This window comes from Pseudomonas sp. Eqa60, assembly GCF_018326405.1.
Lineage (GTDB): Bacteria > Pseudomonadota > Gammaproteobacteria > Pseudomonadales > Pseudomonadaceae > Aquipseudomonas > Aquipseudomonas protegens.
This window is the reverse complement of sequence record NZ_AP024342.1, coordinates 4,430,154-4,452,677: the sequence shown is the minus strand read 5'-3', so window position 1 is coordinate 4,452,677 and position 22,524 is coordinate 4,430,154. Positions and strand designations below refer to the sequence as shown.

General features: G+C 63.8%; 24 protein-coding genes and 1 pseudogene. 14 read left to right on the top strand and 11 right to left on the bottom strand.

The annotated features are described in order from the left end of the window. Window positions 1-17 precede the first annotated feature (17 nt). Window positions 18-968, bottom strand: a complete 951-nt coding sequence (gene trxB / locus KI242_RS20030) for a thioredoxin-disulfide reductase (RefSeq protein WP_212805478.1) — start codon at window positions 966-968, stop codon at window positions 18-20. A 295-nt stretch (window positions 969-1,263) separates the two neighbouring features. Here trxB and KI242_RS20025 point away from each other — a divergent pair, with 295 nt between their 5' ends. The 6 genes from KI242_RS20025 (at window position 1,264) to cysG (ending at window position 8,786) form a co-directional block, all read left to right on the top strand. After that, a complete protein-coding gene (locus tag KI242_RS20025) occupies window positions 1,264-3,672 on the top strand; it encodes a DNA translocase FtsK (protein ID WP_015636285.1) in 2,409 nt (802 codons plus the stop codon). Window positions 3,673-3,740: 68 nt separating this feature from the next. Then, window positions 3,741-4,364 carry an outer membrane lipoprotein chaperone LolA gene (gene lolA, locus KI242_RS20020; protein WP_011062167.1) on the top strand — a complete coding sequence of 208 codons (624 nt, stop codon included), beginning with the start codon at window positions 3,741-3,743 and terminating at the stop codon, window positions 4,362-4,364. Window positions 4,365-4,397: 33 nt separating this feature from the next. Beyond that, a complete protein-coding gene (locus KI242_RS20015) occupies window positions 4,398-5,723 on the top strand; it encodes a replication-associated recombination protein A (protein WP_015636284.1) in 1,326 nt (441 codons plus the stop codon). Further along, window positions 5,720-6,094 (top strand): fluoride efflux transporter CrcB, encoded by a 375-nt coding sequence (gene crcB / locus KI242_RS20010; protein WP_011062165.1) that lies wholly within the window; start codon window positions 5,720-5,722, stop codon window positions 6,092-6,094. Before KI242_RS20015 ends, crcB begins: the two co-directional genes overlap by 4 nt. A 16-nt stretch (window positions 6,095-6,110) precedes the next feature. Further along, window positions 6,111-7,391, top strand: coding sequence for a serine--tRNA ligase (gene serS, locus KI242_RS20005; protein WP_015636283.1), 1,281 nt, complete (start codon window positions 6,111-6,113; stop codon window positions 7,389-7,391). Continuing rightward, complete coding sequence (cysG, locus tag KI242_RS20000; protein WP_011062163.1) at window positions 7,392-8,786, top strand: siroheme synthase CysG; 1,395 nt, start codon at window positions 7,392-7,394, stop codon at window positions 8,784-8,786. 71 nt (window positions 8,787-8,857) lie between these two features. On the opposite strand, the gene KI242_RS19995 is transcribed toward cysG, so the two are convergent. The 6 genes from KI242_RS19995 to tusD all read right to left on the bottom strand — a co-directional run bounded on the left by KI242_RS19995 (window position 8,858) and on the right by tusD (window position 12,330). Then, the gene (locus tag KI242_RS19995; RefSeq protein ID WP_015636282.1) at window positions 8,858-9,859 is read right to left on the bottom strand and encodes a glutathione S-transferase family protein; all 1,002 of its coding nucleotides are present in this window, start codon (window positions 9,857-9,859) and stop codon (window positions 8,858-8,860) included. 88 nt (window positions 9,860-9,947) lie between these two features. Next, complete coding sequence (locus KI242_RS19990; protein ID WP_015636281.1) at window positions 9,948-10,949, bottom strand: glycosyl transferase family protein; 1,002 nt, start codon at window positions 10,947-10,949, stop codon at window positions 9,948-9,950. Continuing rightward, a complete protein-coding gene (locus KI242_RS19985; RefSeq protein WP_015636280.1) occupies window positions 10,946-11,281 on the bottom strand; it encodes a TusE/DsrC/DsvC family sulfur relay protein in 336 nt (111 codons plus the stop codon). Before KI242_RS19985 ends, KI242_RS19990 begins: the two co-directional genes overlap by 4 nt. Beyond that, entirely contained in the window at window positions 11,278-11,574 is a 297-nt protein-coding gene (gene tusB, locus KI242_RS19980) for a sulfurtransferase complex subunit TusB (RefSeq protein ID WP_015636279.1), read from the bottom strand. Before tusB ends, KI242_RS19985 begins: the two co-directional genes overlap by 4 nt. Beyond that, entirely contained in the window at window positions 11,574-11,936 is a 363-nt protein-coding gene (gene tusC / locus KI242_RS19975) for a sulfurtransferase complex subunit TusC (RefSeq protein ID WP_015636278.1), read from the bottom strand. The genes tusB and tusC overlap by 1 nt, the downstream gene beginning before the upstream one ends. A 1-nt stretch (window position 11,937) precedes the next feature. Next, window positions 11,938-12,330, bottom strand: coding sequence for a sulfurtransferase complex subunit TusD (gene tusD / locus KI242_RS19970; RefSeq protein ID WP_019092899.1), 393 nt, complete (start codon window positions 12,328-12,330; stop codon window positions 11,938-11,940). A 189-nt stretch (window positions 12,331-12,519) separates the two neighbouring features. Here tusD and KI242_RS19965 point away from each other — a divergent pair, with 189 nt between their 5' ends. After that, on the top strand, window positions 12,520-13,266 hold the full coding sequence (locus KI242_RS19965) for an SDR family oxidoreductase (RefSeq protein ID WP_220803054.1): 747 nt from the start codon (window positions 12,520-12,522) through the stop codon (window positions 13,264-13,266). A 15-nt stretch (window positions 13,267-13,281) separates the two neighbouring features. On the opposite strand, the gene KI242_RS19960 is transcribed toward KI242_RS19965, so the two are convergent. From KI242_RS19960 to KI242_RS19950, 3 genes are all read right to left on the bottom strand, one after another. Next, window positions 13,282-13,986, bottom strand: a complete 705-nt coding sequence (locus KI242_RS19960) for a YoaK family protein (RefSeq protein WP_011062155.1) — start codon at window positions 13,984-13,986, stop codon at window positions 13,282-13,284. A 42-nt stretch (window positions 13,987-14,028) separates the two neighbouring features. Next, a complete protein-coding gene (locus KI242_RS19955) occupies window positions 14,029-14,364 on the bottom strand; it encodes a DUF6388 family protein (protein WP_015636275.1) in 336 nt (111 codons plus the stop codon). A gap of 61 nt (window positions 14,365-14,425) precedes the next feature. Continuing rightward, window positions 14,426-14,881 (bottom strand): RDD family protein, encoded by a 456-nt coding sequence (locus KI242_RS19950; protein WP_212805477.1) that lies wholly within the window; start codon window positions 14,879-14,881, stop codon window positions 14,426-14,428. Window positions 14,882-15,065: 184 nt separating this feature from the next. Here KI242_RS19950 and KI242_RS19945 point away from each other — a divergent pair, with 184 nt between their 5' ends. Further along, window positions 15,066-15,818: an outer membrane beta-barrel protein gene (locus tag KI242_RS19945; protein ID WP_011062152.1), complete on the top strand. Its 753-nt coding sequence runs from the start codon at window positions 15,066-15,068 to the stop codon at window positions 15,816-15,818. 72 nt (window positions 15,819-15,890) lie between these two features. Here KI242_RS19945 and KI242_RS19940 read toward each other — a convergent pair whose 3' ends face one another. After that, window positions 15,891-16,799, bottom strand: a complete 909-nt coding sequence (locus KI242_RS19940) for a LysR family transcriptional regulator (protein WP_011062151.1) — start codon at window positions 16,797-16,799, stop codon at window positions 15,891-15,893. A gap of 125 nt (window positions 16,800-16,924) precedes the next feature. Here KI242_RS19940 and KI242_RS19935 point away from each other — a divergent pair, with 125 nt between their 5' ends. The 6 genes and pseudogenes from KI242_RS19935 (at window position 16,925) to benB (ending at window position 22,518) form a co-directional block, all read left to right on the top strand. Beyond that, entirely contained in the window at window positions 16,925-18,073 is a 1,149-nt protein-coding gene (locus KI242_RS19935; RefSeq protein WP_011062150.1) for a muconate cycloisomerase family protein, read from the top strand. Window positions 18,074-18,083: 10 nt separating this feature from the next. Continuing rightward, window positions 18,084-18,374 carry a muconolactone Delta-isomerase gene (catC, locus tag KI242_RS19930; protein WP_011062149.1) on the top strand — a complete coding sequence of 97 codons (291 nt, stop codon included), beginning with the start codon at window positions 18,084-18,086 and terminating at the stop codon, window positions 18,372-18,374. Window positions 18,375-18,425: 51 nt separating this feature from the next. Next, complete coding sequence (gene catA, locus KI242_RS19925; RefSeq protein ID WP_011062148.1) at window positions 18,426-19,355, top strand: catechol 1,2-dioxygenase; 930 nt, start codon at window positions 18,426-18,428, stop codon at window positions 19,353-19,355. A gap of 136 nt (window positions 19,356-19,491) precedes the next feature. Then, window positions 19,492-20,447 (top strand): annotated as a pseudogene (locus tag KI242_RS19920) (AraC family transcriptional regulator). 221 nt (window positions 20,448-20,668) lie between these two features. Further along, on the top strand, window positions 20,669-22,033 hold the full coding sequence (gene benA, locus KI242_RS19915) for a benzoate 1,2-dioxygenase large subunit (RefSeq protein ID WP_123430485.1): 1,365 nt from the start codon (window positions 20,669-20,671) through the stop codon (window positions 22,031-22,033). Further along, on the top strand, window positions 22,030-22,518 hold the full coding sequence (gene benB / locus KI242_RS19910) for a benzoate 1,2-dioxygenase small subunit (RefSeq protein ID WP_011062145.1): 489 nt from the start codon (window positions 22,030-22,032) through the stop codon (window positions 22,516-22,518). Before benA ends, benB begins: the two co-directional genes overlap by 4 nt. The last annotated feature ends 6 nt before the right edge of the window (window positions 22,519-22,524 follow it).

Genomic DNA, 22,524 nt, shown 5'->3' with positions numbered 1-22,524 from the left:
AAGCGTAGGGCGAGGGCTTAGTTGTCGTCGAGGAATTTTTCCGCATCCAGCGCTGCCATGCAGCCGGCGCCGGCCGAAGTGATGGCCTGGCGATAGACGTGGTCGGCCACGTCGCCGGCGGCAAATACGCCCTGGATGCCGGTGGCCGTGGCATTGCCTTCGCTGCCGCCACGCACCAGCAGGTAGCCGTCGCGCATCTCCAGTTGGCCCTGGAACAGATCGGTATTGGGCTTGTGGCCGATGGCGATAAACACCCCGGCCAGTGCCAGATCCTTGGTTTCTCCGCTGTGGCTGTCCTTGAGGCGGGCGCCGGTCACGCCGCTGGCATCGCCCAGCACTTCCTCCAGGTGCTGGTTCCAGTGCAGGCGGATATTGCCATTGGCGGCCTTGTCGAACAGCTTGTCCTGGAGAATCTTCTCGGCTCGCAGCTTGTCGCGGCGATGCACCAGGTGCACTTCTTTGGCGATGTTTGACAGGTACAGTGCCTCCTCCACGGCGGTGTTGCCGCCGCCCACCACGGCTACCACCTGATTGCGGTAGAAGAAGCCATCGCAGGTGGCGCAGGCGGAAACCCCCTTGCCGGCAAAGGCCTCTTCGGAGGGCAGGCCCAGGTATTGCGCCGAGGCGCCGGTGGCGATGATCAGCGCGTCGCAACTGTAGGTGCCGCTGTCGCTGATGAGGATAAACGGCCGCTGCTGCAACTGTGCGGTGTGGATGTGGTCATAGACGATCTCGGTGTCGAAGCGTTCGGCGTGTCTCTGCATCCGCTCCATCAGCACCGGGCCGGTCAGGCCTTCGACATCGCCGGGCCAGTTATCGACTTCGGTGGTGGTGGTCAGTTGGCCGCCGGCTTGCAAACCGGTGATCACCGTCGGTTTGAGGTTGGCCCGAGCGGCATAGACGGCAGCGCTGTAACCGGCAGGGCCAGAGCCCAGAATGATCAGGCGTGAATGCTTCGCATCGTTCATAAAAACACCTCATAAGCCTTTGTCACAAAAGAGAATGCATGCTCCAATTGAACAGTGCGTAACAGGCCGTTGACTATGCTGGTCGTCGGGTTCCGACGTGGCATGGCGTGAACAAACCCGTACAATACGACGCTGTACCGGGTTTATTCAGAATTGCACTGTTTCAGAAGCAAGGGGCAGAGTGTTAAAAGTAGCCCCAGTTACGCCGGTCAACTTTATTTACCTGCTCGGATTGAGCAGTATCTTGTAGTCAATCACCCGTTGGACGCGCCCTTGGCGCAGGAAAAGACGCGTTTTGAAGAAATCCACCGCAGCACCTAAACCTGTTGTTCCGCTCTGGCGTCAACAATTGCACTACCGGCTCAAGGAAGGTGCGTTGATCGCCATTGGCGCCCTGTGCCTGTTCTTGATGATGGCACTTCTGACCTATGGGAAAGATGATCCGGGCTGGAGTCATAACAGCAAGATTGAAGACGTGCAGAACTTCGGTGGCCCGGCCGGTTCCTACAGCGCCGATATCCTGTTTATGGTGTTGGGTTACTTCGCCTATATCTTCCCGCTGCTGTTGGCGATCAAGACCTACCAGATCTTCCGCCAGCGCCATGAGCCCTGGCAGTGGAGCGGCTGGCTGTTTTCCTGGCGGCTGATTGGCCTGGTGTTCCTGGTGCTGTCGGGCGCCGCCCTGGCCCATATCCATTTCCATGCCGCCACGGGCCTGCCGGCCGGTGCCGGTGGCGCCCTGGGCGAAAGCCTGGGCGACCTGGCCAAGAATGCCCTGAACGTGCAGGGCAGCACCCTGATGTTCATTGCCCTGTTCCTGTTCGGCCTGACGGTGTTCACCGACCTGTCGTGGTTCAAGGTGATGGACGTGACCGGCAAGATCACCCTCGACCTGTTCGAACTGTTCCAGGGCGCCGCCAACCGCTGGTGGGATGCGCGCGTGGAGCGCAAGCAACTGGTGGCTCAATTGCGCGAAGTGGATGCCCGGGTCGATGAAGTCGTGACCCCGAACGTGGCCGACAAGCGCGAGCAGGCCAAGGTCAAGGAGCGCCTTATCGAGCGCGAGCAGGCCCTGAGCAAGCACATGTCCGAGCGCGAAAAGCAGGTGCCGCCAGTGATCACGCCGATCGCCACCAAGGCGCCGGAGCCCAGCAAGCGCGTGCAAAAAGAGAAACAGGTGCCGCTGTTCGTCGACAGCGCGGTGGAAGGCACCTTGCCGCCGATCTCGATCCTCGACCCGGCAGAAAAGAAACAGCTGAACTATTCCCCTGAATCCCTGGCGGCGGTTGGCCACCTGCTGGAGATCAAGCTCAAGGAGTTCGGCGTCGAAGTCTCGGTGGATTCGATCCACCCGGGGCCGGTGATTACCCGTTACGAAATCCAGCCGGCGGCAGGGGTGAAGGTCAGCCGGATCGCCAACCTGGCCAAGGACCTGGCGCGTTCCCTGGCCGTGACCAGTGTTCGCGTAGTGGAAGTGATTCCCGGCAAGACCACCGTGGGCATCGAGATTCCCAACGAAGACCGGCAGATCGTGCGCTTCTCCGAAGTGCTCTCGACCCCTGAATACGACAACTTCAAATCCCCGGTCACCCTGGCCCTGGGCCACGATATCGGCGGCAAGCCGATCATCACCGACCTTGCGAAAATGCCTCACCTGCTGGTGGCCGGTACCACCGGTTCCGGTAAGTCGGTGGGGGTCAACGCGATGATCCTGTCGATCCTGTTCAAGTCCGGCCCGGAAGACGCCAAGCTGATCATGATCGACCCGAAGATGCTCGAACTGTCGATCTACGAGGGCATTCCGCATCTGCTGTGCCCGGTGGTGACCGACATGAAGGACGCGGCCAACGCCCTGCGCTGGAGCGTGGCGGAGATGGAACGGCGCTACAAGCTCATGGCCAAGATGGGCGTGCGCAACCTCTCGGGCTTCAACGCCAAGGTCAAGGAAGCGATTGAAGCAGGTACCCCGCTGGCCGACCCGCTGTACAACCGCGAAAGCATTCACGACGAAGCGCCGCTGCTGACCAAGCTGCCGACCATCGTCGTGGTGGTGGACGAATTCGCCGACATGATGATGATCGTCGGCAAGAAGGTTGAGGAACTGATCGCCCGTATCGCCCAGAAGGCCCGTGCCGCCGGTATCCACCTGATTCTCGCCACCCAGCGCCCATCGGTGGACGTGATCACCGGCCTGATCAAGGCCAACATCCCGACCCGCATGGCGTTCCAGGTGTCGAGCAAGATCGACTCGCGGACCATCATCGACCAGGGCGGTGCCGAACAATTGCTGGGCCACGGTGACATGCTCTACATGCCGCCGGGCACCAGCCTGCCGATCCGCGTCCACGGCGCCTTCGTTTCCGATGATGAAGTGCACCGCGTGGTGGAGGCCTGGAAGCTGCGCGGTGCGCCGGAATACAACGACGACATCCTCAACGGTGTCGAAGAGGCGGGCAGTGGTTTCGAAGGCAGCAGCGGTGGCGGTGACGGCGATGATCCGGAAGCCGACGCGCTCTACGACGAAGCCGTGCAGTTCGTCCTGGAAAGCCGCCGGGCCTCGATCTCTGCGGTACAGCGCAAGCTGAAGATTGGCTACAACCGCGCCGCCCGGATGATCGAAGCCATGGAAATGGCCGGGGTGGTGACGGCGATGAACACCAACGGCTCCCGCGAAGTGCTGGCGCCGGGCCCGACGCGCGACTGATCCCTGTTTCGCTTGCAGCGGCGTGAAGTCACGCCGCTCGTATACCCATCCAATTAATGAGGAATTCCATGCGCCTGATTCGCATGTTGCTGCTGCCGGTATTGGCTGTGACCACCTTGTCGGCCCACGCCGACCCCAAAGACGTGGCGCGCCTGACCCAGTTGCTGGAAAAGTCCCAGACCCTGACCGCGCGTTTCTCCCAGCTGACCCTGGATGGCAGCGGCACCCAGTTGCAGGAAACCGCCGGCGAGATGTCCCTGCAGCGCCCGGGCCTGTTCTACTGGCACACCGATGCGCCACAAGAACAGCTGATGGTTTCCGACGGCCAGAAAGTCTCCCTGTGGGACCCGGACCTGGAGCAGGTGACCATCAAGAAGCTTGACCAGCGTCTGACCCAGACCCCGGCCCTGTTGCTCTCCGGTGACGTGTCGAAAATCAGCGAAAGCTTCGACATCACCTCCAAGGAAGCCGGCGGCGTGATGGACTTCACCCTCAAGCCGAAAACCCGCGACACCCTGTTCGACAGCCTGCGCCTGTCGTTTCGCAACGGCATGATCAACGACATGCAGTTGATCGACAGCGTTGGCCAGCGCACCAATATCCTGTTCACCGGGGTCAAGGCCAACGAAGCCATCCCGGCGTCCAAGTTCAAGTTCGACATCCCCAAGGGTGCCGATGTGATCCAAGAATAAGCAGCCGCAACCGCAAGGTTTCGAAGGTAGTCCATGGACCTGTTTCGTAGTGCCCCGATTGCCCAGCCACTGGCCGCACGCCTGCGTGCGACCAACCTGGACGAGTACGTTGGCCAGCAGCACCTGTTGGCCCGGGGCAAGCCGCTGCGCGAGGCCCTGGAGCAGGGCGCGCTGCATTCGATGATCTTCTGGGGCCCGCCCGGGGTTGGCAAGACCACCCTGGCGCGGCTGTTGGCGGAAGTCTCGGATGCCCACTTCGAAACCGTCTCGGCGGTGCTGGCCGGGGTCAAGGAGATCCGCCAGGCGGTGGAAGTCGCCAAGCAGCAGGCCGGGCAATACGGTCGGCGAACCATTCTGTTTGTCGACGAAGTGCACCGCTTCAACAAATCGCAGCAGGATGCCTTCCTGCCCTACGTGGAAGACGGCACGCTGATCTTTATCGGCGCCACTACGGAAAACCCCTCCTTCGAACTCAACAACGCCTTGCTCTCCCGAGCGCGGGTCTATGTGCTCAAGAGCCTGGATGAAGCGGCCCTGGGCACCCTGGTACAGCGCGCCCTGACCGAGGAGCGGGGGCTGGGCAAGCGCCAGCTGAGCCTCAGCGATGAAGGCTTCCAGATGCTGCTGTCGGCCGCCGATGGCGATGGCCGGCGCATGCTCAACCTGCTGGAAAACGCCTCGGACCTGGCGGAAGACGGTGGCGAGATCAGTGTCGATCTGTTGCAAAGCCTGCTGGGTGACACCCGCCGGCGTTTCGACAAGGGCGGCGAGGCGTTCTACGACCAGATTTCCGCGTTGCACAAATCGGTGCGCGGCTCCAATCCCGACGGCGCCCTGTACTGGTTCGCGCGCATGCTCGACGGCGGCTGCGACCCGTTGTACCTGGCCCGGCGCGTGGTGCGCATGGCCAGCGAAGACATTGGCAACGCTGACCCGCGGGCCCTGAGCCTGTGCCTGGCGGCCTGGGATGTGCAGGAGCGCCTGGGCAGCCCCGAAGGCGAGCTGGCAGTGGCCCAGGCCATCACCTACCTGGCCTGTGCGCCGAAGAGCAACGCCGTGTACATGGGTTTCAAGGCCGCCATGCGCGCTGCTGCCGAGCACGGCTCGCTGGAAGTGCCGATCCACCTGCGCAATGCCCCGACCAAGCTGATGAAGCAACTGGGCTACGGCGACGAATACCGCTACGCCCATGACGAGCCGGATGCCTACGCCGCCGGTGAAGACTATTTCCCCGAAGAACTCGAACCCTTGCCGCTCTATCAACCGGTGCCCCGCGGCCTGGAACTGAAGATCGGCGAGAAGCTCAAGCACCTGGCCGCGCTGGACCGGGCCAGCCCCTTGCAGCGGAGAAAACCTTGATCCCCCTGATCCTCGCAGTCTCCGCCGGCGGTGTGGCTGGCACCCTGTTGCGCTTTGCCACCGGCAACTGGATCAACGCCAATTGGCCGCGGCACTTCTATACCGCGACGCTGGCCGTTAATATCGTGGGCTGCCTGCTGATCGGCGTGTTGTACGGGCTATTCCTGGTCCGTCCGGAAGTGCCGATCGAAGTGCGTGCCGGATTGATAGTGGGCTTCCTCGGTGGCCTGACGACTTTTTCATCCTTTTCACTGGATACCGTGCGTCTGCTGGAAAGCGGACAAGTGGCGCTGGCCCTGGGCTATGCGGCGCTGAGTGTATTCGGCGGGCTGCTTGCTACCTGGGCCGGCCTGTCCTTGACCAAACTTTGATAAACGAGAGAACGACATGCTCGATTCCAAACTGTTACGTAGCAACCTCCAGGACGTAGCGGATCGTCTGGCATCCCGCGGCTTTGCCCTGGATGTGGCACGCATCGAAGCGCTGGAAGAACAGCGCAAGACCGTGCAGACCCGCACCGAGCAACTGCAGGCTGAACGTAACGCGCGCTCCAAGTCCATCGGCCAGGCCAAGCAACGCGGCGAAGACATCGCCCCGCTGATGGCCGACGTTGAGCGCATGGGGAACGAGCTGAGCTCCGGCAAGGCGGAGCTGGAAAACATCCAGAGCGAACTGGATTCGATCCTGTTCGGCATTCCCAACCTGCCCCACGAGTCGGTGCCGGTGGGCGAAGACGAAGACGGCAACGTCGAAGTGCGCCGCTGGGGCACCCCGACCGCCTTCGATTTCCCGATCAAGGACCACGTGGCCCTGGGCGAAACCCACGGCTGGCTGGACTTTGAAACCGCCGCCAAGTTGTCCGGCGCGCGTTTTGCCCTGTTGCGCGGCCCGATCGCCCGTCTGCACCGCGCCCTGGCGCAGTTCATGATCAACCTGCACACCGGCGAGCACGGCTACGAAGAGGCCTATACCCCGTACCTGGTGCAGGCGCCGGCCCTGGTGGGTACCAGCCAGCTGCCGAAGTTCGAGGAAGACCTGTTCAAGATCACTCGCGAAGGCGAAGCCGATCTGTACCTGATCCCGACCGCCGAAGTGTCCCTGACCAACATCGTGGCGGGTGAGATCCTCGATCCGAAGCAACTGCCGCTGAAGTTCGTCGCCCACACGCCATGCTTCCGCAGTGAAGCCGGTGCCTCGGGTCGCGATACCCGCGGCATGATCCGCCAGCACCAGTTCGACAAGGTCGAGATGGTCCAGGTGGTCGAGCCGTCGACCTCCATGGAAGCCCTGGAAGGCCTGACCGCCAACGCCGAGAAAGTCCTGCAACTGCTGCAACTGCCGTACCGCGTACTGGCCCTGTGCACCGGCGACATGGGCTTCAGTGCGGTCAAGACCTACGACCTGGAAGTCTGGGTACCGAGCCAGGACAAGTACCGCGAGATCTCCTCGTGCTCCAACTGTGGCGATTTCCAGGCCCGCCGCATGCAGGCGCGCTTTCGCAACCCGGAAACCGGCAAGCCTGAGCTGGTGCACACCCTCAACGGTTCCGGCCTGGCCGTGGGCCGCACCCTGGTGGCGGTGCTGGAGAACTACCAGCAGGCCGACGGTTCGATCCGTGTGCCGGATGTGCTGAAGCCGTACATGGGTGGCCTTGAGGTCATCGGCTAAATGGAATATCTGCCGCTGTTTCACAACCTTCGCGGCAGTCGTGTGTTGGTGGTCGGCGGAGGGGAGATTGCCTTGCGCAAATCCCGTCTGCTGGCCGATGCCGGTGCGCAGCTGCGAGTGGTCGCACCTGAAATAGAAGCGCAATTGCAGGAACTGATCGTCGCCAGCGGCGGTGAGTCCCTATTGCGCGGGTATGTCGAGGCGGACCTCGACGGCTGCACCCTGATCATCGCCGCCACCGACGACGAATCCCTGAATGCCCAGGTCTCCGCCGATGCCCATCGGCGTTGCGTGCCGGTCAATGTGGTGGACGCGCCGGCCCTGTGCAGCGTGATCTTCCCGGCCATCGTCGACCGTTCGCCGCTGGTCATCGCAGTCTCCAGTGGCGGCGATGCGCCAGTGCTGGCGCGGCTGATCCGGGCCAAGCTGGAAACCTGGATTCCTTCCACCTACGGCCAACTGGCCGGGTTGGCGGCGCGTTTCCGTGCCCAGGTCAAAGGCCTGTTTCCGGATGTGCAGCAACGCCGGGCGTTCTGGGAGGACGTGTTCCAAGGGCCCATTGCCGATCGTCAGCTGGCGGGGCAGGGGGCGGAAGCCGAACGTCTGTTGCAGGCCAAGATTGCGGGCAAGGCGCCTCATGCGCCGGGCGAGGTGTATCTGGTGGGCGCAGGCCCGGGTGATCCGGACCTGCTGACCTTCCGCGCCCTGCGCCTGATGCAGCAGGCCGATGTGGTGCTCTACGACCGCCTGGTGGCGCCGGCGATTCTCGAGCTGTGCCGCCGCGACGCCGAACGCATCTACGTCGGCAAGCGTCGCGCCGATCACGCCGTGCCCCAGGAACAGATCAACCAGCAACTGGTGACCCTGGCCCAGCAAGGCAAGCGGGTGGTGCGCCTGAAGGGTGGTGATCCGTTCATCTTTGGACGGGGCGGCGAAGAGATCGAAGAGCTGGCGGCCCACGGCATTCCGTTCCAGGTGGTGCCGGGGATTACCGCGGCCAGTGGTTGCTCGGCCTATGCCGGGATTCCCCTGACTCACCGCGACTACGCACAGTCAGTGCGCTTCGTCACCGGTCACCTCAAGGACGGCACCAGCAACCTGCCCTGGAGCGACTTGGTGGCGCCGGCCCAGACCCTGGTGTTCTACATGGGCCTGGTGGGCTTGCCGACCATCTGCGAGCAACTGATCAAGCACGGTCGCGGCGCCGACACCCCGGCGGCCCTGGTTCAGCAGGGCACCACCAGCAACCAGCGGGTCTTCACCGGCACCCTGGGCAACCTGCCTGCGCTGGTGGCCGAGCATGAGGTGCACGCACCGACCCTGGTGATCGTCGGCGAAGTGGTCCAGCTACGCGAGAAGCTGGCCTGGTTCGAAGGCGCTCAGTCCGAGGTCTGAAAGGCTTCGCCGGCAAGCCGGCTCCTACACATCCCGCTGTTGTAGGAGCCGGCTTGCCGGCGAAAGCGTCCTCAACCCCTGCACCAAACCCCTTGCCCACTCAACCGCTGCCGATCATGGCCGCGGCTGAAGTCCTGTAACGGCCCCTTCGGCACAATCCCCGTCGGATTGATGGTGGTGTGGCTGGCGTAGTAGTGCCCCTTGATGTGGGTAAAGTCCACGGTCTGGGCAATCCCCGGCCACTGGTACAGCTCCCGCAGCCAGTTCGACAGGTTCGGGTAATCGGCAATCCGCCGCAGGTTGCACTTGAAGTGGCTGTAGTACACCGCGTCGAAGCGGATCAGGGTGGTGAACAGCCGCACATCGGCTTCAGTCAGGTACTCTCCGACCAAGTAGCGCTGTTTACCCAGCAACGCTTCCAAAGCGTCCAGCTCGGCAAAGACATCATCGAACGCCGACTCATAGGCCTTTTGTGACGTGGCAAACCCGGCGCGATACACGCCATTGTTCAGCGCGGGGTAGATGCGTGCGTTGAGTTCATCGATGCGTGCGCGCAACGGCTGCGGGTAGAAGTCCAGGGCGTTGCCGGTCAGGCCGTCAAAGGCGCTGTTGAACATGCGGATGATCTCCGCCGATTCGTTGCTGACGATGCATTGGCGTTGTTTGTCCCACAGCACCGGTACGGTAACGCGGCCGGTGTAGTCCGCAGTGTCGGCGGTGTAGCGCTGGTGCATGAAGTCGAAGTGGTCCAGGGGGTCGCCGCTGGAGCCGTAGGCGGTGTCGAAGGTCCAGCCGTTCTCGCGCATCAGCCAGCTGACCACTGAGACGTCGATCAGCTTTTCCAGACCCTTGAGCTTGCGCAGGATCAGCGTGCGGTGGGCCCAGGGGCAGGCCAGGGAGACATAGAGGTGGTAGCGCCCGGCCTCGGCGGCAAAGCCGCCTTCACCGCTGGGCCCGGGGCGGCCATCGGCAGTGACCCAGTTGCGACGTTGCGCCTGTTCCCGTTGGAAAGCGCCGTCCTTGCCGCTTTCGTACCACTGGTCATGCCAGCGCCCTTCGATCAGCAGACCCATGAAATGCTCCTCGGCTGTTTTGCGTTGGAGTGCAGTCTATGCCCCTGGGTTCGAACAAAAAGCGCAAAGCATGGGCGGTTTTGATCGATTAAATCGATCTGTCTCGGGCATCCCAATACTGCTGGGCCAGCGCGAAGGCCTGCTCCCGCGGCGTGCCCAAGCCGCGCAAGGCCAGGGCCATGGTCGCCAGCAGGGCCAGTTGCGGGTAGCTGTCTTCTACATCGCCGCGCCACAGCGCCTTGAGGTGCTCGGGTTCCAGGCTGGCAGGTTTCACATGGCGTTGCGCCGACAGTGCCGGCCATTCCTCGTCCCAACTGACGCCACCGGTGCTGCCGTACAGATGGCTGGCGGTGTCCGGGTTGATCTCGATCTCGCCGCCATCGCCCTTGATCACGATGACGTTGTCCCCCAGCAGGCCGCTGGCATCGCGGTGCACTGCCTGGTAGCCGGGGTGGAAGATGCTTTGCAGGCCGCAACGGGCGCCCAGGGGGTTGAGGATTCGCGCCAGGGAATGGATCGGTGAGCGCAGGCCGAGGATGTTGCGCAAGTCGATCATGCGCTGCAGTTGCGGCGCCCAGTCCCCCAGGGGCATGAAGGCCAGGTTGCCCTGGTCCAATGCCTGGCTGACCGCCTGCCAGTCACGGCACAGGGGAATCCCCAGGGGTTCCAGCAATTGCTCTGTGTACAAGCGCCCGGCGGTGTGGGCGCCGCCGCCGTGCAGCAGGATGCGCACGCCGTTCTGTGCCAGGCACTTGGCCGCCAGCAGGTACCAGGGCAGGTGGCGCTTCTTGCCGGCGTAGGTCGGCCAGTCGAGGTCCAGGGCAATCGCCGGGGCGTTCAGGCGTTCGCGCAAGGCTTCGGTGAAGCCCGCCAGCTCTTGCGGGCTTTCCTCCTTGTGCCGCAGCAGCATGAGGAAGGCGCCCAGTTGGGTGTCCTCGACCTTGCCGTCCAGCAGCATGCCCATGGCTTCCCGGGCTTCCTCGCGAGTCAGGTTGCGCGCGCCGCGCTTGCCCTTGCCGAGAATCCGCACGAATTGGGCGAAAGGGTGTTCTTCCGGGGTTTGGGTGAGCAGGGGGGCGAAATCGTTCATAGGCAGTTGGTCGGCTTGGGCAGGCCCGCCAGCTTGGCGGCAAGTTTGGCGGGAGTGCCTTTGAACAGACGGTTCAGGTGCAGGCTGTTGCCCTTGTCCGGGCCCAGCTTGAGGGCGGTGTACTTGATCAGCGGGCGGGTGGCCGGGGACAGCTGGAATTCCCTGTAGAAGCCCTGGAGCAGTTCGAGGATTTCCCAGTGTTCCGCGCTCAGCTCAAGCTCTTCGTTGGCGGCCAGCGCTTGCGCCACGTCGGCGGACCAGTCGTCGAGGTTGACCAGGTAGCCGTCCTTGTCCAGTTCGATGGCGCGAACGCCCACGGTCAAGGTATTCATAGCCAGGTGTTGACCTTGTCATGCTGAAGGGACAGCTCGACGAAGCCCGGGTAGTCCACCGCGCGGGCCCAGGCCGGCAGGGGCAGGCCGCGGGCATTCAGGTCTTCTTCCAGCACGTACAGATTCAAGCCGCTACGGGTGCTCAGTTCGCTGCAAATGGCGCTGCCCGGTTGCAGGGCATAGGCGGCGTCGCCGCACAGCAGCAGGCCGTCGGCGCTGCCCAGCAGGCGCAGGCAACTGCTCAGGCGGGTGTCGGTGAAGGGCGAGTGGGACAACACATGCAAGGTCGACATCAGAGGGTAATCACCTGGTCAAAACGGTCGATGATCCCGGCCAGTTCCGGGGCGTCCAGCAGCTGTACATCGTCAAGACTCAAGCTCGCCGGGTCGAGGCCGCGGGCAGCGAGGCTGGCGCTGCAGGCAAACAGTTCGTCGACGCCGAACAGCGACAGCGCCTGCAGGTTGGCGCTCAGGTCTTTCTGGCGCAGCAGCGAGGCCTGTTGCCCGGGCGCCAGTTGCAGCACGCCATCATCGAGAAACAGCAGGCCGATGGGCAGGTCGAAGGCGCCGCCGGCCAGGACGATATCCAGCGCTTCCCGGGCGCCGGGGCCGGACCACGGCGCCTGACGGCTGATCAACAACAGGGATTTGGCCATGTCACGCCCCTCCAAAACAGATCAGGCGGTCGGCGGCCTGTACCGCGTCATGCAATTGCCCGAGCCCCGAGAGCTCCCAGGGGGCTTCGACGCTCACCGACGTACGCTGATAGCGCTGGGCTTCGTCAGCATTCAACACACCCCGGCGCAGGGCTGCGGCGATGCACACCACGCCGTCCAGTTGATGCTGGCCGACAAACTCGCGCCATTCCCGAGGCAGGTCCTGTTCGTCCTGGGGCGTGACGATGCTGTTGGCGGCGTTGTAGACGCCGTCCTGGTAGAAAAACAGCCGGACAATTTCATGCCCGCCCGCCAGCGCCGCCTGGGCGAACAGCAGGGCGCGGCGCGAGGAAGGCGCGTGGGCGGCAGAGAACAGGGCGATGGCGAACTTCATGACGGACTCGATGGATAAAACTGCGGCCATGATAAAGCTTTCTCCGAACATCGGCTAAACCCGTTTCGCCCCTGGGGCTCTGGTTCCAGGCATGCAGGACATATCGGGTAAAGCTTTGCCCGGCCCCAAACCGCGAAGCGAGGGATAGACTCGCGCCTTCATTCAACCGGGGACAAGGAGCAAGGGATAATGGATCTGAATTCGGCGGTGGTAGTGGTCACGGGGGCCGGAAGAGGCTTGGGGGCCGCGCTGGCCATCAGCCTGGCGGACCAGGGCTGCAAGCTGATTCTCTGTGGGCGCAACCCCGAGGCCCTGGCGCAGGTCAGCGCGGCCATCGAGTCGCGTACCGGCAGCCCCGCCGATCAGGTGGTGGTGGACCTGGCCAGCAGCGACAGCGTCAAGGCCGCCCTGGCTGAGATCCACGTCCGCCACCCGCAAGTGGACATCCTGATCAACAACGGCGCCATGTGGCTGGAGGCCAGCGAGCAGCCCCACAGCGCCGCTGAAGTCACCGGGGTGATCGACGCCGCACTGAGCGGCACCTTCCTCCTGACCCAGGGCCTGCTGCCGGTGCTCAAGGCTTCCAAGCGCCCGGACATCGTCACCATCGGCTCCATCAGCGGCTTGCCCAATGCACCGCTGCATAGCGTGTCGCTGCCGTTCTACGCGGCCAAGCACGGGCAGCTGGCCCTGGCCGATGGCTTGCGGCAAATGCTCCGGGGCACGCCGGTGCGCTCGCTGTGCGTGCACCCGCCGTACCTGGAAGATGTCTCGCCGCTGGATGAGGCCTGGCAGCAGATTCCGGCGCGGCAGAAGGGCGAGCAGGGCACCAACCGTGATGTGGTGGAGGCCGTGATCTTCGCCCTGACCCGGCCGCGGCATATCAGCCTGTCGTCGATCGTGATCGATACCGACAGCGGCGGCCTGTTCAGCTGATAGCCATGCTCAATGTCAGCGGTTCTTGTAGCCCAGTTGCCAGCGGCGGGGGATCTTCAATGACGCCACACCCAGCAGCACGGCAAACAACCCGCTGACATACAGTGCCTTGAGCCCCAGGTGCTGTTCCAGCAAGGCGCCCAGCACCGCCCCGGCGAACATGCCGCTCCAGGGCACCAGTTGCACCCGCCAGCCGTTGCGCCGGTCGCCGAGCATCCAGCGCCCCAGGCCGCGGCCAAAGCGTGAGAGGGCGCCGGTGACGTAGGTCAGGCCGATGGGCAGGCCGTTCACTTCCTCCACCGCGGCGTTGAGCATGCCCATGGCAATGATGGCCGCCAGCAGGGCCGGCAGTTGCTGCTCGAAAGGCCAGGCAGCAGAGGCGCAGAGCAACGCGCCGATGCTCAGCAGCAAGGGCAGGGCACGGTGCCCGGCAAGGCGGCTGACCACCACGCCCAGGGCGTTACCGACGATAAAGGTCGCTACCAGGAGCAGCAGGCGCAGCACCAGGCCCGGTTCGCCATCGCTGATGGCCACGGCCATGCGCGTGGTGTTGCCGCTCATGAAGGAAACGAAATCCCCGGTGGCCATGAAGCCGATGGCGTCGGTCATCCCCGCCAGCACCGAAAGGCAGGCCACCAGCCCGAGGCCGACCCGCCCGCGCCATTTCTGCGTGTGCTGCAGGGCTGCGCTGGCCGATTGCGTGGAAGTCGAAGGCAACATCGTCGGTTCTCCTGAACAGGGACTGCGAGGGGCGCGTGCGGGTCAAGGCCGAGGGTCAAGGTGGTGCAGGGTGCAGTACTCGTCCCACGGCATGCCGGCCATCTCCGCCACTTCCCGGTGCACCTCAAGGCGCTGGACGTGGAATTCCTCGGGGCTGGCAGCGGTCAGTTGCAGGCTCAGTTCCCAGGCGAACAGCCCCAGGCGTTCGGCTTCGGCCTCGAAGGCTTCATGCAGGCGCTCGGCGCGATACTGCGCCGGGGTTTCGCCCCGGGCCCGGGCTTCCAGGGGGTTGAGGTTGTCCAGCTGTTCGCGCAGCTCGGGGCGCTGTTCGAGGAACGTGACCAAGGCCTGTTCATGCGGGTGTTGATCGATTGCCATGAAGACTCCCGGAAAAAGCGCCACGCCAGGGCGCAAGACTGAATGGGTTACGGCCGGATGCTCAAGGCAGGTTCGGCTGAGCGACCATCAAGCCACGCAGCCGCGCCAGATCCTTGCACGGGATGACATAGGTGCGCGCCAGCCGGTCGCCGATGCGCTGGCCGCGGCTTGATTCGCAGCAGATCAGCAGGGTCACCGGGCTGATGGCCGCTTCGAAGGGGCGGGTCGCCGAGCGGATCAATACCTGCAACAGCGAGGGGGGCTGGCCGATGCCATTGATCACTTGCAGGCCGCAAAGGGCCTTGCCGGCGGTGTAGCCACGCCACAGGTATTCGTTGAGGGGAAAATACAGGCACCAGGTGGCCAGCAGGCACCAGGTGGAGAATTGCTCCATATCCGGGTATTGGAGGCGTTCGGCCAGTCGGCACAGGACAAACCACAGCAGCAGTACCAGCAGGCAGTCGACCAGATAAGCCAGAATGCGCCGGACGATCAGGCCGGCTCTCGATACTTCCATGCACTGCCCCAAAGACTACGCCCTGTATTGAGCGCCCTATTGTAAGGCCTAAAGCCTCTGCGGGGGCGAGGCTTCACAGGGATGTGAAAAAAACGTGAAAAATAATTAGAACCTTTTGCTTTCGACTTCCCTCGAAAAGGCTCCTGCAGCATTTGCCTTATTCAAACAGGGAGATCTACACACGATGTCAAAGGTATTCGCAACCCTTCTGGCCAGCACCTCTGCAGCCACCTTGCTGGCCCTTTCCAGCAGCGCCATGGCCGCCCCGGCCACCGGGCCGATTTCCACCCTGGGTATCCTCGGTAGCTACAACGACTTCAAGCTCGAAGGCGGTAGTGAAAGCGACAAGGAGCACCTGGGTGAAGGGGGTGTGTTCTACAACTTCGGCAACAAGATGACCGCCGAATCGGGCCTGATCTACCAGGCCGGGGTCGAGGCCAAGTTCGGCAAGAAGCACGACAACAAGCTCAAGGAAGGCCAGGCCGACCTCGACCTGGGCTGGCGCGCCGCCCTGGACGCACGCAACTTTGTCGATGTGCTGGTGGGGGGTGGCTACACCTGGACCCGCTACGAGCCGGACACCGGCGACTACGACATGAAGCTCACCAACAAGTCGCCCTTCGCCAAGGCCGCCCTGGGCTACAACCACCAGTTCGACGACCTGACCATGCGCGTCGAGCTGGGCGCGCGACACACCATCAACGGCAAGGCGCGGCTCAAGGTGGATGACGTCGGCAGCGACACCGTGGACCTCAAGGACCGCACCAACCCTTACGCCGAGGTGAATTTCTTGATGAACCAGAACGGCTCGCTGCCGGTCATGGCCGGGGTCTATTACACCCGCACCGAGTACAAGCTGGACGAAGATACGCCTGTGGCTGACAACACCAAGCTCAAGCGTAACGAGTATGGCTTCAAGGTAGGCCTGACCTTCTAAGGGCAGCCGCCCGTTCCAAGCTGCAAGAGAGCCGCCGGTGCCCGTCTTTCGATGGGGCCGGCGGTTGTGCTTTCAGCTGACGATGGGGTGTTCGCGGCCGATCTCGCTGCGCAACTGGGCGATCAAGTGCAGGCAGTGGGTGAGGCCCGGCGAGGGCTCGCCGATGCGGCGGCTGAGGATGATCGGCGAGGTGGCCTCGGCCTCCAGTAGCGGGCAGAAGCCGATGTCGTCACGGTGCAGCACCTGCACCGAGGCCGGTACCAGGGTAATGCCGATGCCGGCGCCCACCAGGCCGATGGCGGTCTGCAGTTCATTGGTCCACTGGGCGATCTTCAGGTTCAGGCCGCGGGCACTGAACAGCGCGATCACATGGTCGGCGTAGCTCGGGCGCGGGTTGGCCGGGTACAGCACGAAAGGCTCGTCCGCCAGTTGCGCCAGGCTTACCGGTTGCCCCAGCAGCGGGTGGCCGGCGGGCAGGGCGACCACCAGGCGGTCTTCGGTCAGCACCTTCTGCACGATGGCCGGGTCGTCGATATGGATACGCCCGAAGCCGATATCGATGCGCCCGGCCTTCAAGGCTTCCACCTGCTGCAGGGTAGTCATCTCCGACAGGCCCAGTTCCAGTTCCAGGGTGCCGTTGCTGCGCAGGCGGCGGATCAGTTGCGGCAGCACGCCGTACAGGGTCGAGGGGGCAAAGCCGATGCCCAGCCAGGTCTTGTGCCCCAGGCCGATGCGGCGGGTGTTGTCGCAGACCTTGCCCAACTGCTCCAGTACCCGGTTGGAATGCTCGTAGAAAAACCGCCCGGCGGCGGTCAGGCGCAGCGGTCGGCCACGCTCCAGCAGCAGCACCCCCAACTCGTCTTCCAGTTGCTGGATCTGCCGGCTCAACGGCGGCTGGGCGATGTGCAGGCGCTCGGCGGCGCGGGTGAAGTTGAGTGTTTCCCCCAGCACCTGGAAATAGCGCAGATGACGCAGTTCCATGACAGCTCCCCAGTGGTTAAGTGCATACCTTAAAGGTATCAAGCCAGACCAATTCTATATTGGAACCCCGGAAAAAGCCGGGACAGAATCGCTGGCAGAACTTCAAGAACCTGATGGGTATGGAAATGCACGCTTCTGCCATTGAATCGATCGAGACGATCATCGTCGATCTGCCGACCATCCGCCCCCACAAGCTGGCCATGCACACCATGCAGAACCAGACCCTGGTGCTGATCCGCCTGCGCTGCGCCGACGGCATCGAAGGCCTGGGGGAATCCACCACCATCGGTGGCCTGGCCTATGGCAATGAAAGCCCGGATAGCATCAAGACCAATATCGACCGTTTCGTCGCGCCGCTGCTGATCGGCCAGGACGCCAGCAACATCAACGCCGCCATGCTGCGCCTGGAGCAGAGCATCCGCGGCAACACCTTCGCCAAATCCGGTATCGAAAGCGCCTTGCTCGACGCACAGGGCAAGCGCCTCGGGCTGCCGGTCAGCGAACTGCTGGGCGGCCGGGTGCGCGATGCGCTGCCGGTGGCCTGGACCCTGGCCAGCGGCGACACCGCCAAGGACATCGCCGAAGCGCAGAAGATGCTCGACCTGCGCCGCCACCGCATCTTCAAGCTGAAGATCGGCGCCGGTGAAGTGGACCGCGACCTGGCCCACGTGATCGCCATCAAGAAGGCCCTGGGCGACAGCGCCAGCGTGCGGGTCGACGTCAACCAGGCCTGGGACGAAGCCGTGGCCCTGCGCGCCTGCCGCATCCTCGGCGGCAATGGCATCGACCTGATCGAACAACCGATTTCGCGCAACAACCGCGCCGGCATGGTGCGCCTGAATGCCAGCAGCCCGGCGCCGATCATGGCCGACGAATCCATCGAGTGCGTGGAAGACGCCTTCAACCTGGCCCGGGAAGGGGCGGCCTCGGTGTTCGCGCTGAAGATCGCCAAGAACGGCGGCCCCCGCGCCACCCTGCGCACCGCGGCAATTGCCGAGGCAGCAGGCATCGGCCTATACGGCGGCACCATGCTCGAGGGCGGCATCGGCACCCTGGCCTCGGCCCACGCCTTCCTGACCCTGAACAAACTGAGCTGGGACACCGAACTGTTCGGCCCGCTGCTGCTGACCGAGGACATCCTCGCCGAGCCGCCGGTGTACCGGGATTTCCACCTGCATGTCTCAAAGGCACCGGGCCTTGGCCTGAGCCTGGACGAAGAGCGCCTGGCGTTCTTCCGTCGCGACAAAACCACCCCCGTGCTGCATCACACCTGAGGAGGGCTGCATGCTATTCCACGTGAAAATGACCGTGAACCTGCCGGTCGACATGAACCCCGAGCGCGCCGCGCAGCTGAAAGCCGACGAAAAGGCCCTGGCCCAACGCCTGCAGGCCGAAGGCAAGTGGCGCCACCTGTGGCGCATCGCCGGGCTGTACGCCAACTACAGCGTGTTCGACGTCGACAGCGTGCAGGAATTGCACGACACCCTGATGCAATTGCCGCTGTACCCCTACATGGCCATCGAAGTTGACGCCATGTGCAGGCATCCTTCGTCCATTCATGAGGATGACCGCTGAGCCCGTGCCAGCCCGTTCACCACTCTAATAAATACAAGATGAGGATTAATCATGAACGTCAGAATTTCCCACACTGCCAGCGCCCAGCAGTTTCTTGAAGAAGCCAGCGGCCAGTTCACCGAGGGCGGCAACCCCCGGGCCAAGGCCATCATCTACCGCATCCTGCGGGATTCGGTGAACATCATCGAAGACCTGGAGATCACCCCGGAAGAGTTCTGGAAGGCCGTCAATTACCTCAACGTTCTCGGCGCCCGCCAGGAAGCCGGGCTACTGGCCGCGGGCCTGGGCCTGGAGCATTACCTGGACCTGCTGATGGACGCCGCCGACGAACAGGTGGGCAAAACCGGCGGCACCCCGCGCACCATCGAAGGCCCGCTGTACGTGGCCGGTGCACCGCTGAGCCAGGGCGAAGCGCGCCTGGACGACGGCGTCGACCCGGGGGTGGTGCTGTTCATGCAGGGGCAGGTCCGCAACACCGCCGGCGAGCCACTGGCCGGGGCCATCGTCGATGTCTGGCACGCCAACACCGGCGGCACCTATTCCTACTTCGACGGCAGCCAGTCGGAGTTCAACCTGCGCCGGCGCATCGTCACCGACGCCGAGGGCCGCTACCGCTTTCGCAGCATCGTGCCGTCCGGCTACGGCTGCCCGCCGGATGGCCCGACCCAGCAACTGCTGGACCAACTGGGCCGCCACGGCCAGCGCCCGGCGCACATCCACTTCTTCATCTCCGCCGATGACCATCGCCACCTGACCACCCAGATCAACCTGGATGGCGACCAGTACCTGCACGACGATTTTGCCTACGCCACTCGCGACGAACTGATCGCCCAGATCACCTTCAGCGAAGACCAGGCTCGGGCCAAGGCCTTGGGGGTCAGCGGGCGCTTTGCCGAGATCGAGTTCGACTTCACCCTGCAGTCTTCGGCCCAGCCGCAAGAGCAGCAGCGCCACGAGCGGGTCCGCGCCCTGGAGGATTGAAGCGCCGACCGTGCCTGGCCCGGCCACGGAGCACCGACCCAGGTGCCCGTGGCTTTTGCCGTTATGCCGGGCCTGACGAGACTGCGCTGCGTGCCTGAAGCGCAGACCCAATAAGAACCATCAGAGTGACCCGATCATGCAGATGCATCTGTTGAGTGAGCGCAGCAGCGTGTTTGTTCAAGCCGATCCCTATGCCGTATCCGGTTACGTCAACCAGCACGTGGGCAGCCACTGCATCCGCCTGCCCCGGGCCGGCCATCCCCAGGCCAGCCTGCAGCACCGGGCCCTGGCCAGCCTGGATTTGTGCAGCATCAGCTACGGCGCCAGCGTGCGCGTCACCTCGCCGGCCCTGGAAAGCATCTACCACCTGCAAGTACTGCTGCGGGGCCACTGCCGGTGGCGTGGCCCGGGCCAGGAGCACTACTTCGCCCCGGGGAACTGCTGCTGATCAACCCCGACGACCCGGTGGACCTGACCTATTCCGACGACTGCGAAAAATTCATCATCAAGATTCCCACCCGCCTGCTGGAAAACGCCTGCCAGGAACAGCGCTGGCAGTACCCGGGGCAGGGCGTGCGCTTTCTGCGCCAGCGCTACCAACTGCAGGAACTGGAAGGCTTCGTGCCCTTGCTGAGCCTGCTGTGCCAGGAAGCCGAAGCCCTGGAAAGCATGCCCAAGGTCCAGGAGCACTACGCGCACATCCTGGTGGGCAAACTGCTGGGGCTGATGCAGACCAACGTGCAGCGCGGTGCCCTGGGCGCCTCGGCGGCGACCTTCGAACGGATTGCCGACTACATCGAACGCAACCTCAAGCACGACATCGGCTGCGAAGAACTGGCGCAACAGGCGCGCATGAGCCTGCGCTCGTTGTACGCGCTGTTCGAGCGCAACGCCCGCACCACGCCGAAGAACTACATCCGCCAGCAGAAACTGCAACGGGTGCACGCCTGCCTCAGCGACCCGCACAGCCCGGTGCGCAACGTCACCGAACTGGCCCTGGATTTCGGCTTCCTGCACCTTGGGCGTTTTGCCCAAAGCTACCGCCAGCAATACGGCGAACTGCCCTCCGACACCCTCAAGCGTCGGCACTGATCCTCAGGCATCGGCCTCTTGTAGGAGCTGGCTTGCCAGCGAAGAGGCCTGCAGGCTCAGCACCCCATCCAAGGGCCTTTTCGCCGGCAAGCCGGCTCCTACACAGGCCACGTCGGCGCTTTTGCAGAAAACGGATACAGGTCTGCAGGCATTGGCTATTGCCCGTTCCAAGCCCGCCCTAGCATGGCCCTGCCTGAATAAAAACAATGGAGGCGGCGGCCATGTCCCTGCGACCCGAATACCTGCATTCCCTGCTTGAAGAAGACCCCGACCAGGGCGTCTACCGCTGCAAGCGGGAGATGTTCACCGACCCCCGGCTGTTCGACCTGGAGATGCAGCACATCTTCGAAGGCAACTGGCTGTACCTGGCCCACGAAAGCCAGATCCCCAATCCCAACGACTACTACAGCACCACCATGGGCCGGCAGCCGGTGTTCATCGCGCGCAACAAGAACGGCGAGCTCAATGCCTTCATCAACGCCTGCAGCCATCGCGGCGCCATGCTCTGCCGGCACAAGACCGGCAACAAGGCTTCCTTCACCTGCCCGTTCCACGGCTGGACCTTCAACAACACCGGCAAGCTGCTCAAGGTCAAGGACCCGGCCGCCGCCGGCTACCCGGCCAGCTTCAACTGCGAAGGCTCCCACGACCTGACCCGCGTCGCGCGCTTCGAGTCCTACCGTGGCTTCTTGTTCGGCAGCCTCAACCCCGACGTGCTGCCCCTGGTGGAGCACCTGGGGGAGTCGGCGAAGATCATCGACATGATCGTCGACCAGTCCGCCGACGGCCTGGAAGTGCTGCGCGGCTCTTCCAGCTACATCTACGAAGGCAACTGGAAGCTCACCGCCGAGAACGGCGCCGACGGCTACCACGTCAGCTCGGTGCACTGGAACTACGCCGCCACCCAGAACCAGCGCAAGCAGCGCGAGGCCGGGGAAGACATCCGCACCATGAGCGCCGGCACCTGGGCCAAGCAGGGCGGCGGTTTCTACTCGTTCGACAAGGGCCACATGCTGCTCTGGACCCGCTGGTCCAACCCCGAAGACCGCCCGCTCTACGAGCGCCGCGACGAACTGGCCCAGGACTTTGGCCAGGCCCGCGCCGACTGGATGATCGAGAACTCGCGCAACCTGTGCCTGTATCCGAACCTCTACCTGATGGACCAGTTCAGCTCGCAGATCCGCATCGCCCGGCCGATCTCCGTGGACCGCACCGAAATCACCATCTACTGCATCGCCCCCAAGGGCGAGAGCGACGAAGCCCGGGCCCGGCGCATCCGCCAGTACGAAGACTTCTTCAACGTCAGCGGCATGGCCACCCCCGACGACCTGGAGGAATTCCGCTCCTGCCAGCTCGGCTACCAGGGCAGCATCACGGCCTGGAACGACATGTCCCGCGGCGCCGAGCATTGGGTCCAGGGGGCGGACGACGCAGCGAAAGAAATCGACCTGCAACCGATCCTCAGCGGCGTGCGCACCGAGGACGAGGGCCTGTTCGTGATGCAGCACAAGTACTGGCAGCAAACCATGCTCGCGGCTCTGGAGCTTGAAGCCTCTCGCCGGATCGACGTGGAGGCCGTGCAATGACCATTTCCTACGACGCCGTGCGCGATTTCCTGTACCGCGAAGCCCGCTACCTGGACGACAAGGACTGGGACAGCTGGCTGGAACTCTACGCCCCGGACGCCACCTTCTGGATGCCCTCCTGGGACGACAGCGACCAGTTGACCGAAGACCCGCAGCGGGAAATCTCGCTGATCTGGTACGGCAACCGCAGCGGCCTGGAAGACCGGGTGTTCCGCATCAAGACCGAGCGCTCCAGCGCCAGCATTCCCGACACCCGCACCTCCCACAACCTGAGCAATATCGAGCTGCTGGAGCAGGGCGACGGCCAGTGCAAGCTGCGCTTCAACTGGCACACGCTGAGCTTTCGCTACAAGACCGTGGACAGCTACTTCGGCTGCAGCTTCTACACCCTCGACCTGCGGGGCGAAAACCCGCTGATCCTGGCCAAGAAAGTCATCCTGAAGAACGACTACGTTCGCCAGGTCGTCGATATCTACCACCTCTGAGGCGAC

Coding starts and splice junctions, on each gene's coding strand:
- catA (WP_011062148.1), top strand. CDS start 18,426: ATGAACGTCAGAATTTCCCACACTGCCAGCGCCCAGCAGTTTCTTGAA.
- KI242_RS19990 (WP_015636281.1), bottom strand. CDS start 10,949: ATGAACGATTTCGCCCCCCTGCTCACCCAAACCCCGGAAGAACACCCT.
- KI242_RS19935 (WP_011062150.1), top strand. CDS start 16,925: ATGCACGCTTCTGCCATTGAATCGATCGAGACGATCATCGTCGATCTG.
- KI242_RS19950 (WP_212805477.1), bottom strand. CDS start 14,881: ATGGAAGTATCGAGAGCCGGCCTGATCGTCCGGCGCATTCTGGCTTAT.
- tusB (WP_015636279.1), bottom strand. CDS start 11,574: ATGTCGACCTTGCATGTGTTGTCCCACTCGCCCTTCACCGACACCCGC.
- lolA (WP_011062167.1), top strand. CDS start 3,741: ATGCGCCTGATTCGCATGTTGCTGCTGCCGGTATTGGCTGTGACCACC.
- KI242_RS19965 (WP_220803054.1), top strand. CDS start 12,520: ATGGATCTGAATTCGGCGGTGGTAGTGGTCACGGGGGCCGGAAGAGGC.
- KI242_RS19995 (WP_015636282.1), bottom strand. CDS start 9,859: ATGGGTCTGCTGATCGAAGGGCGCTGGCATGACCAGTGGTACGAAAGC.
- benB (WP_011062145.1), top strand. CDS start 22,030: ATGACCATTTCCTACGACGCCGTGCGCGATTTCCTGTACCGCGAAGCC.
- trxB (WP_212805478.1), bottom strand. CDS start 968: ATGAACGATGCGAAGCATTCACGCCTGATCATTCTGGGCTCTGGCCCT.
- catC (WP_011062149.1), top strand. CDS start 18,084: ATGCTATTCCACGTGAAAATGACCGTGAACCTGCCGGTCGACATGAAC.
- tusD (WP_019092899.1), bottom strand. CDS start 12,330: ATGAAGTTCGCCATCGCCCTGTTCTCTGCCGCCCACGCGCCTTCCTCG.
- KI242_RS19960 (WP_011062155.1), bottom strand. CDS start 13,986: ATGTTGCCTTCGACTTCCACGCAATCGGCCAGCGCAGCCCTGCAGCAC.
- KI242_RS19940 (WP_011062151.1), bottom strand. CDS start 16,799: ATGGAACTGCGTCATCTGCGCTATTTCCAGGTGCTGGGGGAAACACTC.
- KI242_RS20015 (WP_015636284.1), top strand. CDS start 4,398: ATGGACCTGTTTCGTAGTGCCCCGATTGCCCAGCCACTGGCCGCACGC.
- KI242_RS19985 (WP_015636280.1), bottom strand. CDS start 11,281: ATGAATACCTTGACCGTGGGCGTTCGCGCCATCGAACTGGACAAGGAC.
- KI242_RS19945 (WP_011062152.1), top strand. CDS start 15,066: ATGTCAAAGGTATTCGCAACCCTTCTGGCCAGCACCTCTGCAGCCACC.
- benA (WP_123430485.1), top strand. CDS start 20,669: ATGTCCCTGCGACCCGAATACCTGCATTCCCTGCTTGAAGAAGACCCC.
- serS (WP_015636283.1), top strand. CDS start 6,111: ATGCTCGATTCCAAACTGTTACGTAGCAACCTCCAGGACGTAGCGGAT.
- KI242_RS19955 (WP_015636275.1), bottom strand. CDS start 14,364: ATGGCAATCGATCAACACCCGCATGAACAGGCCTTGGTCACGTTCCTC.
- cysG (WP_011062163.1), top strand. CDS start 7,392: ATGGAATATCTGCCGCTGTTTCACAACCTTCGCGGCAGTCGTGTGTTG.
- tusC (WP_015636278.1), bottom strand. CDS start 11,936: ATGGCCAAATCCCTGTTGTTGATCAGCCGTCAGGCGCCGTGGTCCGGC.